Consider the following 13,807-nt stretch of genomic DNA (forward strand, 5'->3'; position numbering starts at 1 on the left):
GATTGCAGATTAGGATAGCGATCTGAGCGGCGCGTTAACGGCCGGGAGGGGGAGTTGTTAGAATTGCCTCAATCGCCCGCCTTGTCGGCGCTGCCGGTCAAACCGAGCCCCGCGAAGTCGAACAGCGCCGGATCGAGCATGTGGCTCGGTCGGACCTGGCTCAGCGCGGCGAACATCTTCTGGCGTCGGCCGGGGGCGTTCTTCTCCCACTGGTCGATCATCTGCTTGATCTGCTGACGCTGCAGCCCGTCCTGACTGCCGCAGAGATCGCAGGGGATGATCGGATAGTTCATCGCGGTCGCGAACTTCTCGCAATCGGCCTCGGCCACATGAGCGAGCGGGCGGTAGAGGAACAGGTCGCCCTCGTCATTGACCAGCTTGGGCGGCATCGTCGCGATCTTGCCGCCGTGGAACAGGTTGAGGAAGAAGGTCTCGAGCATGTCGTCACGGTGATGGCCCAGCACCACGGCCGAGCAGCCCTCCTCCCGGGCGACACGGTAGAGATTGGCGCGGCGCAGGCGCGAACAGAGCGCGCACATGGTGCGCCCCTGCGGGACCTTGTCCATGACGATGGAGTAGGTGTCCTGATACTCGATGCGGTGCGGCACGCCCATGCGTTCGAGGAACTCCGGCAGCACGGTCGCCGGAAAGCCCGGCTGGCCCTGATCGAGGTTGCAGGCCAGGATCTCGACAGGGAGCAGCCCGCGCCATTGCAGCTCGGTCAGCGCGGCGAGCAGGGTGTAGCTGTCCTTGCCGCCCGACAGGCAGACGAGCCAGCGCGCGCCACGCTCGACCATGCCGTATTTCTCGATCGCCTCGCGGGTGTCGCGGATGATCCGCTTGCGCAGCTTGCGGAACTCCGTGGTCTTGGGCGCGCCGGCAAAGAGTGGGTGGATGTCGTCCTGAAGGTCGTCCTGAGCGTCGTCGAGCATGATCGGGGCTCCTTTCGATCGGCGGGGATATGCCACGCGCGCGCCCGCGAGGAAAGGCCCGGGAGCAGGGGTGGCCGCAGGCGGTTTGGAAGAGGGTGCCGATGAAGCCCGTTCGACGAGGACGGCGTGGTGATCATCATCCACATGAATCCGGACACCTAGCTAGGACAGGGCCGGCGACCGGATCGCCCGAGGCGTCATCAGGCTCCGGCAGTGACCGGCCCGGCAGGTGTCAGTCGGGCACGTTGTCGATGCCGCTGCCGCCCCAAGGGTGGCAGCGAGCGAGGCGGCGCAGCACCAGCCAACCGCCCTTGAGGCCGCCATGCCGTTCCAGCGCCTCGAGCGCATAGGCCGAGCAGGTCGGGTGAAATCGGCAGCCATGGCCCACTATCGGCGAGAAGGTGAGGCGGTAGAGCCGCACCGGCAGGGCCAAGACCTGCGCGAGCGGGCTCATGCCTGGGCGTGGACGCGGGACAGCGCCCATTCGAGATCGCGGGCCATCTGCTCGAGATCATGCGTGGCGGTGACCTCGGCCCGGCCAATCAGCACGTAGTCCCAGCCGGCGCGGCCCTGCTCGGGCAGCACCTTGCGGGCCACCTCGCGCAGGCGGCGCTTGGCCCGGTTGCGCGCGACCGCGTTCCCGACCTTCTTGGAGCAGGTGAAGCCGATGCGCACGGCATCGGAGCCATCGCCGCGCGGGTTGGCCTGCAGGTGGAATCCGGTCGTGCCCTGCCGCAGCGCCCGGGCGGCGCGCAGGAAGTCGGGGCGTTTGCGGATCTTGTCGATACCAACGCCGAAAGACCCCTTCGCGGCGGCATCTCTGCCGGCCACGGGGGTCTTCTGGTCCGTCACCACTTGGGTGATCAGGCGCTCAGCACCTTGCGGCCCTGCGCGCGGCGGGCGTTGATGATCTTCCGGCCGGCCTTGGTGGCCATGCGGGCGCGGAAGCCGTGACGCGACTTGCGCACACGGTTCGAGGGTTGGAACGTGCGTTTCATTGCGCTTTCTCCGTCTCAAGGGGCCGCGCCGTCCGCCGTCCATGCCGGATTCGGGGCCTGCCATCATTCGAAGCCCGTGCCATAAAGAGGCATCGGCACCCTGTCAACGCGGGGCGGGCCGGAATCCTGCCCGATGCGCAATGTTACAGTCGCGTGCCTCGGATCAACAGGGCGCGAGGGGGCTGGGCGCGGCCCCGGCGCCGGTGCATGTCTGAAGATATGACATGTCCCGCGAGGCACTTATGAGCAGCGAAAACACGGATGAGCCGGGGCCCGCGCGTACCGGCCGGCCTCGTTACCTGCCGATTCTCGTGATCGGCGCGGTGGCGCTGATCGGGGCCTTCTTCCTGCGGGACGTGCTGAGCTTCGAGACGCTGCGCGACAACCGCGAGGCACTGATCGCCTGGCGCGACGCCAATTACGCGCTGGCCGTGGCGGGCTTCGTCGCCGCCTATGTGGCGATCGTGGCCTTCTCGTTGCCCGGGGCCACCGTGGCGACGCTCACCGGCGGTTTCCTGTTCGGGACCTTTCCGGGCGTGTTGTTCAACGTCGTCGGCGCGACGCTGGGCGCGGTGCTGATCTTTCTCGCGGCGCGCGCCGGGTTGGGGCGGCGGCTGTCGAAGGGCATGGATACATCCGAAGGCCGGCTGAAGCGGATCAAGGAGGGCATCCAGGAAAACCAGTGGTCGATGCTGTTCCTGCTGCGGCTGTTGCCGGTCGTGCCCTTCTTCGTGGCCAACCTGCTGCCGGCGCTGGTCGGCGTGGGGCTGGTGCCCTTCGCGATCACCACGCTTCTGGGCATCACGCCGGGCGCGCTGGTCTTCACATCCGTCGGTGCGGGTCTGGGCGCGGTCTTCGCCGCCGGAGAGACCCCCGATCTCGGCATCATCTTCGAGCCGCAGGTGCTCTTGCCGCTGCTCGGACTGGCCGCGCTTTCGGCGCTGCCGCTTCTCATCAAGGCCGTGAAGGGCCGGAAAGGCCTCGCATGAGCCATATCGACTGCGACATCTGCATCATCGGCGCCGGATCGGGGGGGCTTTCGGTCGCGGCCGGCGCGGCGCAGATGGGCGCGCGCGTGGTGCTGATCGAGAAGGGCGAGATGGGCGGCGACTGCCTCAATCGCGGCTGCGTGCCCTCCAAGGCGATGCTGGCCGCGGCCAAGCAGGCGCATGCAATGACCAAGGGCGTCGAGATGGGGATCACGCCGACTGTGCCGGAGATCGATTTCGCCGCGGTGAAGGACCATGTCGCGCGCAGCATCGCCACCATCGCGCCGGTCGATTCGCAGGAGCGTTACGAGGGTTTCGGCGTCACGGTGATCCGCGAACATGCCTGTTTCACCTCTCCCGACGAACTCCGGGCGGGCGATACCACCGTCAAGGCGCGCCGCTTCGTGCTCGCCACCGGTTCGCGTCCGCTGGTGCCGCCGATCGACGGCATCGAAGAGACGCCTTTCCTTACCAACGAGACGATCTTCGATCTGCGCGAGAAGCCGAACCATCTGCTGATCATCGGCGGCGGGCCGATCGGCCTCGAAATGGCGCAGGCGCATCGCAGGCTCGGTTGCGAGGTGACTGTGATCGAGGGCGCCCGGGCGCTGGGCAAGGACGATCCCGAACTGGCGGGCCAGCTCTTGTCGATGCTGCGCGAGGAGGGCATCCGCATCGAGGAGCAGGCCAAGGTCACGCGCGTTTCCGGCGAGGCCGGCGCGATCCGGGTCGAGACCGAGAAGGGCGCCTTCAAAGGGACGCATCTGCTGCTTGCCGTGGGCCGCGAGGTGGTGACCGACGGGCTCGGGCTCGACGTGGCACACGTGAAACATGGCCCCAGGGGCATCGCCGTGGGTGCCGATCTGCGCTCGGAGACGAATCGTCGCGTCTATGCCGTCGGCGACGCCGCCGGCGGGCTGATGTTCACACATGTGGCGGGCTACCATGCCGGTGTGATCATCCGCTCGATGCTGTTCGGCCTGCCATCAAAGGCCAAGACCGCGCATATCCCGTGGGCCACCTATACCGATCCGGGCCTCGCGCAGGTGGGATTGACCGAAGCGGAGGCGCGCGAGAGGCATGGCGATGCGCTCAAGGTGATCCGCGCGCGCTTCGACGAGAACGACCGCGCCATCGCCGAGGGCCGCACCGAGGGGATGCTGAAGCTGATGGCGGTCAAGGGCCGCCCCGTGGGCGCGACGATCCTCGGGCCGGAGGCGGGCGACCTGATCGGCGTCTGGGCCATCGCCATCGCCAGCGGCACCAAGCTGTCGAAGATCGCCGGCGCCGTGCTGCCCTATCCGAGCCGCGGTGAAATCAACAAACGTGCAGCGGGCAACTATTTCAGCGCCAGCCTGTTTGATAACGAATGGGTGAAGACAGCCGTCCGGGCGGTCCAGCGCTGGGTTCCTTGAGGGTCCGGCCGCCCGGCGGCGCAAAAGGGACCAGATGTTCAATACCCTCTCCGGACGATTCCTCGCTCTGACCACGGTCTTCGTGATGCTGGCCGAGGTGCTGATCTTCGTCCCTTCGGTGGCGCGATTCCGGCAGGACTACCTGCAACTGCGGCTCGAGCGGGCGCAGATCGCCTCGCTGGCGCTGTTGGCCTCGGAGACGCTCGACGCCGATCTCGAGGCGGAGCTTCTGGAGAATGCCGGCGTCTACAACGTCGTGCTCCGGCGCGACGAGGTGCGCCAGCTCGCGCTGTCCTCGCCGATACCAGAGCCGATCCACGCCACCTACGATCTGCGCAATGATTCCGCGCTGCAGCTGATCCGCGACGCGCTGCGCACCCTTCTCGACGCCGATGAGCGGATCATCCGGGTGATCGGCGACCCGGTGCAGCAGGGCGGGCTTCTGATCGAGGTGACGATGGACGAGGCGCCGTTGCGCGCCGAAATGCTGGAATACGGTCTGCGCATCCTGATTCTCTCGGCGGTGATCTCGGTGGTGACGGCGGCGCTCCTCTTCGCCGCGGTGCAGGCCTTTCTGGTGACCCCGATCAAGCGGGTGGTGGCGCAGATCCAGAGCTATGCCGACGCGCCCGAGGATGCGCGCCGGATCATCGCGCCGCGCGCCGGGCTGCGCGAACTGCGCGAGGCCGAGACGGCGCTGCAGGCGATGGAAACGCAGCTCACCTCGGCGCTGCGCCAGAAGGACCGGCTGGCCCAGCTCGGCTCCGGCGTGGCCAAGGTCAGCCATGACCTGCGCAACATCCTTACCTCGGCGCAGCTCTTCGCCGACCGGCTCGACAGCTCCGAGGATCCGCTGGTCAAGCGCATGGCGCCCAAGCTGGTCGGCTCGATCACCCGCGCTGTGAACCTGTGCGAATCGTCGCTGGCCTTCGGACGTGCCGAGGAGCCGCCGCCACAACTCGCCCGGCTGCCGCTGGCGGCCCTGGTCACGGAAGTGCTGGAGGCGGAGCGGCTCGCCGCGGGCGAGGGCGGCGAGGTCGAGTTCCACGACGAGGTGCCGCCGGGGCTGGTGCTGCGCGCCGATGCCGAGCAGCTGTTCCGCGTGCTGTCGAACCTCGTGCGCAACGCGCGGCAGGCGATCATGGCGAAGGGCGGGGGCGGGCGCGTCACCGTTTCGGCGCGCGAAGACGAGGACGCCTGGTGGATCTTCGTCACCGATACCGGGCCGGGCCTGCCGCCCAAGGCGCGGGAGCATCTGTTCCGGGCGTTTCGCGGCGGCGTGGCCAAGGGTGGCACCGGGCTGGGCCTTGCCATCGCCGCCGAGCTGGTGCGCGGTCATGGCGGCCGGCTCGAACTGACGCGCAGCGACGAGACCGGCACCCAGTTCGCGATCTGCCTGCCGCGCAGCGCCCCTCAGCTGGCAGTCGGCTAGGCCTGCCGCTACGGCAGGAGGGAGGTCGGGCAGAAACGTGAAGATTTCTCGAAAACGGCCCTTGCATGTCCCGGCACCGGACGGTAGATCGGCCTCACTCTACAGCGGACTGGTAGCTCAGTTGGATAGAGTACTTGACTACGAATCAAGGGGTCGGGGGTTCGAATCCTCCCCAGTCCGCCACTTCCTCCCATTCGGAACCAGAGATCGATGAAGCCCCTCCGGGGGCTTTCGTCGTTTCGAATGCTATCTTTTCAGACCGGGGACTCGAAATCCGGCGAACCCGCGATACCTCCGGAAAAGAACGTGGATTCAACCGGGAGGACCCCGATGGCCGAGGACAGGGAAGAACGGATCCGGCGGCGCGCCTATGATCTGTGGCAACGCGAAGGTGCGCCCGAAGGGCGTCACCAGGATCATTGGCACGAAGCGGTGGCGCAGATCGACGCCGAAGACGCGACCGATACCGACGTGGCGCCCGAGACGGCGGCCGCGGCGGGGCTTGCCGGTCGCAGCGACGACCTGCCCTTGAACGCGGACGGGCTCGACGAGATGGACGTGCAGCAGGCCCGCGAAGGCATGCCGGAGGCGCCCGGCGAACAGATCGCCGACACGACCCCCGCCACCGGCGGGCGCCGCAAGAGCGCTGCCAAGAAGACCGAGCCCGGCGCCGCGCCCAAGCGTGGTCGTCCGCGCAAGAACGCCAAGGTCGATCGCGACAAGGCGGGGGCGGCCGAGGGCGGCAACACCGTGAAACCGGGCGAAAAGAAGGTCTCGCGCCGGGCCGTACGATCTGGCCCGGAGAAGACTGCCGACGCCTATGCCAAGGGGCCGAGCGAAACCCGCTGAGGCCGGATGCCGAAGGTCATGAAAGGGCCGCTTCCGGGTGGAAGCGGCCCTTTCGTGTTTCGAGACGCGACAGGCGGGATCAGGGGGCGAGTTCCTCGGCCTCGCGCGCCTCTTCCTCAGTGATGCCGAGCCGATTTCTGAGCAGCGTCAGATAGGCGCGGTTCGCCTCGGTTTCGGAATCCACCGCAGCGCGGGAGGCAAGGTAGAACTCGATCGCCGTGTCATGATCGTCGATCCGCGCGAGCAGTGTGTCGATCGGCTTGGGGTTCTCGATTTCCGTGGCGATCAGCCGCCGTTCGTCGGCGCTGGCCTCGGCCTCGTCGAGCTGGCCTGCGATGCGGTGCCGTTCATCCATCGAAAGATTGCCGTCCGCATGGGCGGCCGCGATCATGCCCCGGATCAACAGCAGGGCGCGGTCGTCGCTCATCGCCTCGGCGGCCTGCTGGTGGCGCGGATCGGGCGTCTCGGTCGATTGTGCCTCGCCGCCCAGCGCTCCGGCGATCTGGTCGAAGATGCCACTCAGCCCCGATCCGGAGCCGCTGGATGCCGCGTGGGCGGTGGAGCCGCTGACACGCTGGCGCGACTGGTGATCGCGATAGGCCTGGTAGGCCATGTAGCCCAGCGCCGCGACGCCGGCCTTGCCGCGCAGCCCGCGGCCACCAAGTCCGCCGAGCAGCGCCGCGCTGCCGAGGCTGCCACGGCGCCGACCGCGCCCGGCCATCCGCGAGGCCAGCATGACGCCGAGAATCCGTTTGAGGCTCATGGGATCATCCTTTCCGCCTGGGTTCGCAGATGGAACGACGCGGTCGGGCGCTTCGTTCCGTGGGCTTCGCGCCGGTGCGGCCCCGCACCCGGCCTTGACCCCTCCGTCGCGGGGCGCAGTTGTCAGTCCTGACGAACCGCAAGGGAGCGCATGCGTGAAGATCGCCCTGATGACCCATATCCGCCACCCGCTGCGGGCCCCCTTCATGGGGGGCATGGAGGCGCATGGCTGGCACCTCGCGCGCGAACTGGCGGGGCGGGGTCACGAGGTCACCCTGTTCGCCAGCGGCGACAGCGCCCCGCCGCCGGGGGTGCGGCTACATGCGGTGCTGGAGGAACATTACGACCGCCGCTACCCGTGGCATGATTTTCACGGCACCGACACGCTCAACGACCTGCTCGATGCCACGTTCGCGACGGCTTGCCGCGATGTGGCGGCAGGGGCGTTCGACGTGGTGCACAACAATACGTTGCACCGCTTTCCGCCGCGGCTGTCGCGGGCGCGGCGGCTGCCGATGGTGTCGTCGATGCATGTGCCGCCCTTCGCGGCGCTGCGCCGGGCGATGGGCGACAGCGTGGCGCCGTGGCACCTCGTCACCACCTGCTCACGGTTGCAGCTCGGGCGCTGGTGGGAGGCTCCGCCGGATTCGGCTCGGGTGGTGGGCAACGGCATCGCCCTAGCGGACTGGCCGTTTTCGGCCTCGGGCGACGGATCGGCGGTCTGGGCCGGGCGGATCACGCCGACCAAGGGCACGCATCTGGCAGCCCAGGCGGCGCGGATCGCGGGCGTGCCGCTGACGATTTACGGGGTGATCGAGCACCGCGATTACTTCGAGGACGAAATCGCGCCGCTTCTGGGAGGCGATATCCGCTATGGCGGCCATCTTGCGGGGGCGGATCTGGCCTCGGCCTTCGGACGGGCCTCGGCTCTGCTCTTCACCCCGCTCTGGGACGAGCCTTTCGGCCTTGCGGCGATCGAGGCGATGGCATGCGGCCTGCCGGTGGCAGCGGTGGAGATGGGCGCGGTGCGGGAGGTGATCGGCCCCTGCGGCACCTATGCCCCGCCAAATGACCCCGAAGGCTTGGCCCGGGCGCTTGTCAGGGCGATGAGCTTGCCGCGCGAGGCGGCGCGGGTCCGGGTCGAGCAGAGGTTCTCGATCCGCGCGATGGTGGATGGCTATGAGGCGCTCTACGCCGAGGCGGTCGCGGCGCGCGCGGCGGACTGGCCGGGGATCACCTATGCGCCGCACGAGCTGGAGGTCGCCCCGGAGGCCGTGACCGCCGGGGCCTGAGGCCCTCTATTCCGCCGCGACCGGGGCGGCGCTGGGCACGGCGCGGCGCCGCTCGATCTCGCGGATCACCTCGGCCGAGTTGCAATAAGGCCGGTGGCTCTGGTGCCGGGTCAGCGCCAGATCCCCCTCGGAGGGCGCGCGCAGGATACGGATCGCGGTTTCGTCCTGCGCGATCAGCCCCATCAGTTCGAAGGCATGGAGCCAGTGCCCCATGGTGCGATGGCCCCATTTCTCGCGGAACAGCTCGGCGTTGCGCACGACGCTTTCGAGATGATGCACGGGCGGCATGTGGTGCGGATGATACTGGTGATAGGCGCGCGCGCCCTTGGCCCAGCCGATCTTCATCCCCGCTTCCTCGAGCGACCGGCCGAAATCGGTATCCTCGCCGCCATAGCCGTGGAACCGCGTGTCAAAGCCACCGACACGATCGAAATCAGCGCGGCGGATCGCGAAGTTCAACGACCAGAAGCAGCGGTAATCGTTGCAACCGCGGATGCCCTGCGGCGGCGGGCCCTGCCGGTCGGAATGGCGCTCGGCCACGGCCTCGAAATCGGCATAGTCCCAGCCGTCGCGGTTCACCCCATCGGGCAGATACATGACCTCGCCCATCACCAGCCCGTCGAAACCGGCGAGATGGCGGCGGTAATCGGCCACGAAATCGGGATCGGGGATGCAGTCGACGTCGAGGAACAGCAACTCGTCACCTTGTGCTTCGCGGGTGGCAAGGTTGCGCGCTTCGGCGAGCGGCAGGCTGTCGCGGATCAGCGCCACCTGCCGCACCGGGAAGGGAGCGTCGGGCAGGGCGTACGCCGCTTCCTGCATGCGCACGATCACCAGCTCTGTCGGCAGCTCGGTCTGGCGCGACAGCCCGCGCACCAGATTGGCAAGATGCGCATCGCGCCCGCGGGCGATGGTCAGGACGGAAGCGGTCATGAGTAACTCCTGGGGTTCATTCGGCAACAAGGGCGAGCGGGGCGCTATGGCCCCAGCTCCGCCGGATCAGCGTTTCGAGCCATGCGGCGGCACCTTGGGCGGCGTCGGGGGAGACGAGCGCGCGCATGCGCGCCGCGTCGTGGCGCATCAAGACCGCATCGACCGCCGCGCGCCATGCATGGACCGAAGAGGGGAGGTGCGGCTCGACATGGGCGACACCGGCTGCATCGAGGGCGCGGGCCTTGGCGTGCTGCTCGTCGAAGTAGCGCCATTCCGGCACCGCGATCCACGGCACGCCTGCCGCCATAACCTGATGGCAGGTGGTGTTGCCGGTCGAGGCGATGACCAGATCGGCGGCCGCGATCCGGTCGGGCGCGTCATCGACCCAGCCGTGATGGGTCAGGTTTCCGGGCTCGGTGGCGTGCCAGTCGCGCGCGACATGGCCGATGCTGTGCCATTGCCAGTCGGGAAAGGCGCGGGCGCCGACACCGATCGGCGCCTGAGCAAAGCCCGAGCCGCCGCCGCCGGAGACGACCAGAGCGATCCTGTCATCGGTGCCGATGCCCAGCCTAGCGCGGGCCTCGGCGCGCCCGGGCATCGGCGCGATCCCGAGGCCGCCCGCGAAATGCGTCTTGTCCCGCATCCAGTCCGGCCAGTCGGGCTGCGCCAGATCCTCGTGACAGGGCGCGAGCAGTCCCAACGCCCCGCGATAGGCGGCGACATGGCCGGGATCGCTTCGGTCGCCATGCTGCAGCACCTTCACATGCGGAACCGAGCAGATCCGCGCGAGTTGCGCGATCTCGGCTGAGACGTCGCAGACCAACAGCGCCGGATCGGCCTCGCGGAACCAGCCTGCGATGAGGCCCATCGCCTCGCGGATGCCGGGCCAGCCCACCGGTGCGCAATGCAGCGTGTCAGGCGTGTCGAGATCGGCAAGCCCCGGCGCCTCGGCGCCCGTGGCCTCGAACAGAGAGGGGGTGGTTATGATGCTGGCCTGCGGCGGCAGGGGCGGAAAGATGTCGTCACGGGCGCAGAAGATGGTGATAGGCCGCTCCGGCGGCAGCGCCCAGGCCAGCGCGGCGCAACGCTCGGCATGGCCGCGCCCCTGGTGATGGACGAAGTATCCCAGCGGCCTCATTCCGCTGCCACCCGCATGACCGGCTCATCCACCTCCTGCGGCGCCAGCCCGGCCCAGCTCAGCCCGTCCATCAGCCCCGCCGCATGCGCCAGCGGGCTTCGGTAAAGGCCGGGGCGGCGGGGCAGGCGGGCAAGATCGCCATCGGCGTTGCCGACGATGATGGCGCGCCCGGCAGCGCGCAGCATGCATTCGTCATTGCCGGAATCGCCTGCCGCCACGCAGTGATCGAGGCTCAGCCCGTGGCTGCGCGCCAGATGGCCCAGCGCCGCCCCCTTGCCCGCGCGGACGGGAACGACGTCGATCAGGCGCCCATGCGACGCGATGACCCGCGCCGCGAGCCCTGCCATGTCGAGCCGGTTACGGATCCGCATCGCCTGTCGTGCATCGCCGAGATAGCCCAGCTTCCAGCGCCGCTGCTCGATCTCGGGCTGCATCCGGATCGAGGGGCTGTCGAGCGCGTCGCGGATCGCATCGCGGCGCCAGTCGCACTCGATCTCGCGGGCCCAGCTTTCGTCGAAGACCAGCCGGCCGGTCGCGTCCCGGCGGTAGATTTCGGTGCCGACCGAGGTAATGAAGGCGTCGGGCTCGTCGATCTCCCATTCCGCGAGGATGCGCCGCGCCTCGGTGATGGTGCGTCCCGTCGCCACGGCGAAGAGCGCATGGTCCCCCATGCGCCATTGCGCGAAGCCGCGCAGCGCGTCGCGATCACCGGTCAGCGTGTTGTCGATGTCGCTGGCGAGGATCCGGGTCGGGACGGGCAGGGGACGCGGCGCGGCGATACGCGCGATGAGCGCGGCGACCCGGGCGGCCCAGTGATCCCACGAATAGGCGGTCTCGTGCGACGCGGCGGCCTCGCGGCAACGCGCATGCATCTCGGCATCGCCGATCAGCCGCGACAGCGCCGCGCCAAAGGCCTGCGCATCGCTCGGCTCCGCGGTCAGCCCATGGCCGATCCGCGCGACGATGTCGGAAGGGCCGCCATGGCAGGTCGCGACCACGGGCAGTCCCGCGGCCGCGGCCTCGAGGATGGTCAGGCCGAACGGTTCCGTCAGCGCCGGGTTGGCAAACACACCCTGCCGCTCGGCGGCAAGACGGTAGAGGCCGCCGAGGCTTGCCGCGTCATGCTCGGGCGGCAGGGCCACCCGTCCTTCGAGCCCGTGGGTGCGGATCGCCTGACGGATTCCCGCGATCACGCGCCGCTGCTCATCGCTGCCCTGGCGGCCCGGGCCGCGCAGCCCGGCGAGGATCACGAGGTTCGCACGATCGCGCAGACCTGGCGCCGACGCATAGGCGGCCACCAGACCGGCGAGGTTCTTCTTTTCGACCGGGCGCGCCACGGCGAGGATAAAGGGGCGATAGGGATGGGCCAGTTCGGGCGAAATCAACGCCTGTGCGGCCTGCATGTCGGCGGGGCCGGGCAGTGTGGCGCCCGGCGCGATGCAGTGGATCCGGGCCGGATCGGCCCCGTCATAGGCCGCCACCTGCCGCTCGGCCTCGTCGCGCGAGGAGACGACCGTGGCACAGGCGCCGGCGATGGCACGGGTTTCGGCGGCGATGCGCCGCGACATCGCATCCCCCTGGCCCTGCATCGCGCGGGCCTTGTCCAGGCCCAGCGAATGCGGCGTGTAGATCACCGGGATACCGAAGCGTTCGCGTGCCGCGAGGGCCAGTTCTGCCGCATCGGCGAAATGCGCGTGGATCGCGTCGGGCTTGCGGGCGAGCCCGGCGAGATGGTCGAGGAACGCCTCGGTGATCGCGGGAATCCGCGCCTCCAGCGCCTCCTTGGAGAGGTAGTCGGCGCAGCCATCGTCCAGCCGCAGGATTCGCGATTTCGGCCCCAGCCTCTCATGCGGTCGGGCATGGGCGATGCCCAGATCCGGCCGGTCGAAGCGGCGTGTCACCACGTCGATGCGATCGATGTCGGACCGCGCCTCGAGCGCGCGGGTCGCGGCGAGCACATAGGCGATATGACCGCCCGTATCGTCGGTCAGGCCATAGTGGATCGGCGGCGCCTTGAGGCAACCGCCGAGCGCGATCTGCATCACGAACATTGGGGGGACTTTCGGTGTGTCTCGTCTGTTGGCGCCCCAATGCGATTGGCGACCGCCGGGTTCCCTCCCCGTTCCGGTTCAGGCCGAGGCTGATCAAACGCCATGCCGCGCTAGCTTGCGGGCTGCAGGCAGGTGCGGGGACCGAGAAACATGAAGCATCGTTACCTTTTTATCGGCGGGCTGCACCGCTCAGGCACCTCGCTGGCGGCGCGGATCGCCGGCTCCATCTCTGGGCTGGGTACGCTTTCGAACCTGCCGGTTCCCGAAAACGAAGGGGTCTATCTGCAGGGCGCGATCCCGCATGACGCGCTGGCGGGAGAGCCGGGGGCCTTCGCCTTCGACCCGGATCAGCATCTCGTCGAGGGCTGCCGCTTCGACCGGCTGGAGGTGCGCGAGCGGATCGAGGCGGATTGGGCGCCGTGGTTCCCCGACACGGCATGGCGCGTCGAGAAATCTCCGGTGAACCTGCTGCGGATGCGGCTTTACCAGCAGCTGTTCCCGCTGTCGCAATTCGTCATCGTGACGCGCCATCCCCTCGCGGTGGCGCGGGCCACGGCGAAGTGGAGCGACCGCAGCGAGGCCGATCTGGTCGCGCATTGGACACAGGCCTACCGGATCGCACTGGAAGATGCCCGACGGCTGCATGCGCGGCTGATCGTGCGCTACGAGGATCTCGTGGCCACCCCGGACGCCGCGCGCCGGGCCTTGGCCGCGTTCTGCGACCGGCCTTGCGACGGCGCGGCGCCGGAGCCGGTACGCGACGGCAATCGCGATTACGATCTGCGCGCAACCATGCCGTTGCCAGAGGGGGCGGAGGCGGTAATGGGCGCGATGGGATACGGGCCGGACGGCGCGGTGGTGCCGATGCCCGCCGCGGCGGTCGCGCACCCGCTCAGGACAGTGCGCGAGGCGGTCGAGAGGGTCTGGCCTCCGAGGCGCTGAGGATTTTTCACCTTTGCCCGGAACCCCTTCGCGCTTGCCCCTGTTGCTTCTTGGCGAGAAGAATGCGGCGCGCG

General features: G+C 68.9%; 14 protein-coding genes and 1 tRNA gene. 7 read left to right on the forward strand and 8 right to left on the reverse strand.

Features of this window, described 5'->3' with window-relative positions; translation table 11 throughout:
- Positions 1-68: 68 nt before the first annotated feature.
- The 4 genes from ttcA to rpmH form a co-directional block, all read right to left on the reverse strand.
- Entirely contained in the window at positions 69-932 is an 864-nt protein-coding gene (ttcA, locus tag ACRAQ3_RS01210) for a tRNA 2-thiocytidine(32) synthetase TtcA (protein WP_269395598.1), read from the reverse strand.
- Positions 933-1,164: 232 nt separating this feature from the next.
- Positions 1,165-1,386 (reverse strand): membrane protein insertion efficiency factor YidD, encoded by a 222-nt coding sequence (gene yidD, locus ACRAQ3_RS01215; protein WP_432255373.1) that lies wholly within the window; start codon positions 1,384-1,386, stop codon positions 1,165-1,167.
- A complete protein-coding gene (gene rnpA, locus ACRAQ3_RS01220) occupies positions 1,383-1,763 on the reverse strand; it encodes a ribonuclease P protein component (RefSeq protein WP_269395600.1) in 381 nt (126 codons plus the stop codon). Before rnpA ends, yidD begins: the two co-directional genes overlap by 4 nt.
- Before the next feature lie 32 nt (positions 1,764-1,795).
- Positions 1,796-1,930: a 50S ribosomal protein L34 gene (rpmH, locus tag ACRAQ3_RS01225; protein WP_017928060.1), complete on the reverse strand. Its 135-nt coding sequence runs from the start codon at positions 1,928-1,930 to the stop codon at positions 1,796-1,798.
- Between the two features lie 242 nt (positions 1,931-2,172).
- Between rpmH and ACRAQ3_RS01230 the strand changes: the two genes are divergently transcribed.
- The 5 genes from ACRAQ3_RS01230 to ACRAQ3_RS01250 all read left to right on the forward strand — a co-directional run bounded on the left by ACRAQ3_RS01230 (position 2,173) and on the right by ACRAQ3_RS01250 (position 6,615).
- Positions 2,173-2,919, forward strand: coding sequence for a TVP38/TMEM64 family protein (locus tag ACRAQ3_RS01230; protein ID WP_432255374.1), 747 nt, complete (start codon positions 2,173-2,175; stop codon positions 2,917-2,919).
- Positions 2,916-4,334, forward strand: coding sequence for a dihydrolipoyl dehydrogenase family protein (locus ACRAQ3_RS01235; RefSeq protein ID WP_432255375.1), 1,419 nt, complete (start codon positions 2,916-2,918; stop codon positions 4,332-4,334). Before ACRAQ3_RS01230 ends, ACRAQ3_RS01235 begins: the two co-directional genes overlap by 4 nt.
- Before the next feature lie 34 nt (positions 4,335-4,368).
- Complete coding sequence (locus ACRAQ3_RS01240; protein WP_269395603.1) at positions 4,369-5,766, forward strand: sensor histidine kinase; 1,398 nt, start codon at positions 4,369-4,371, stop codon at positions 5,764-5,766.
- 106 nt (positions 5,767-5,872) lie between these two features.
- Positions 5,873-5,949, forward strand: a tRNA-Arg gene (locus ACRAQ3_RS01245).
- Positions 5,950-6,096: 147 nt separating this feature from the next.
- Positions 6,097-6,615 carry a DUF2934 domain-containing protein gene (locus ACRAQ3_RS01250; RefSeq protein WP_432255376.1) on the forward strand — a complete coding sequence of 173 codons (519 nt, stop codon included), beginning with the start codon at positions 6,097-6,099 and terminating at the stop codon, positions 6,613-6,615.
- Between the two features lie 79 nt (positions 6,616-6,694).
- Here ACRAQ3_RS01250 and ACRAQ3_RS01255 read toward each other — a convergent pair whose 3' ends face one another.
- Positions 6,695-7,378: a tellurite resistance TerB family protein gene (locus ACRAQ3_RS01255; RefSeq protein WP_269395605.1), complete on the reverse strand. Its 684-nt coding sequence runs from the start codon at positions 7,376-7,378 to the stop codon at positions 6,695-6,697.
- Between the two features lie 154 nt (positions 7,379-7,532).
- Here ACRAQ3_RS01255 and ACRAQ3_RS01260 point away from each other — a divergent pair, with 154 nt between their 5' ends.
- Positions 7,533-8,669 (forward strand): glycosyltransferase, encoded by a 1,137-nt coding sequence (locus tag ACRAQ3_RS01260; RefSeq protein ID WP_432255377.1) that lies wholly within the window; start codon positions 7,533-7,535, stop codon positions 8,667-8,669.
- Positions 8,670-8,675: 6 nt separating this feature from the next.
- On the opposite strand, the gene ACRAQ3_RS01265 is transcribed toward ACRAQ3_RS01260, so the two are convergent.
- The 3 genes from ACRAQ3_RS01265 to ACRAQ3_RS01275 are packed head-to-tail and all read right to left on the reverse strand — an operon-like array spanning position 8,676 to position 12,791.
- Complete coding sequence (locus tag ACRAQ3_RS01265) at positions 8,676-9,602, reverse strand: galactosyltransferase-related protein (protein WP_432255378.1); 927 nt, start codon at positions 9,600-9,602, stop codon at positions 8,676-8,678.
- Between the two features lie 16 nt (positions 9,603-9,618).
- The gene (locus ACRAQ3_RS01270) at positions 9,619-10,740 is read right to left on the reverse strand and encodes a glycosyltransferase (RefSeq protein ID WP_432255379.1); all 1,122 of its coding nucleotides are present in this window, start codon (positions 10,738-10,740) and stop codon (positions 9,619-9,621) included.
- Positions 10,737-12,791, reverse strand: a complete 2,055-nt coding sequence (locus ACRAQ3_RS01275) for an HAD-IIB family hydrolase (RefSeq protein ID WP_432255380.1) — start codon at positions 12,789-12,791, stop codon at positions 10,737-10,739. The genes ACRAQ3_RS01270 and ACRAQ3_RS01275 overlap by 4 nt, the downstream gene beginning before the upstream one ends.
- Before the next feature lie 150 nt (positions 12,792-12,941).
- On the opposite strand from ACRAQ3_RS01275, the gene ACRAQ3_RS01280 reads away from it, so the two are divergent.
- A complete protein-coding gene (locus ACRAQ3_RS01280; protein ID WP_432255381.1) occupies positions 12,942-13,733 on the forward strand; it encodes a sulfotransferase in 792 nt (263 codons plus the stop codon).
- The last annotated feature ends 74 nt before the right edge of the window (positions 13,734-13,807 follow it).

Origin of the sequence: Limimaricola sp. AA108-03, assembly GCF_050847355.1 — a bacterium.
Lineage (GTDB): Bacteria > Pseudomonadota > Alphaproteobacteria > Rhodobacterales > Rhodobacteraceae > Limimaricola.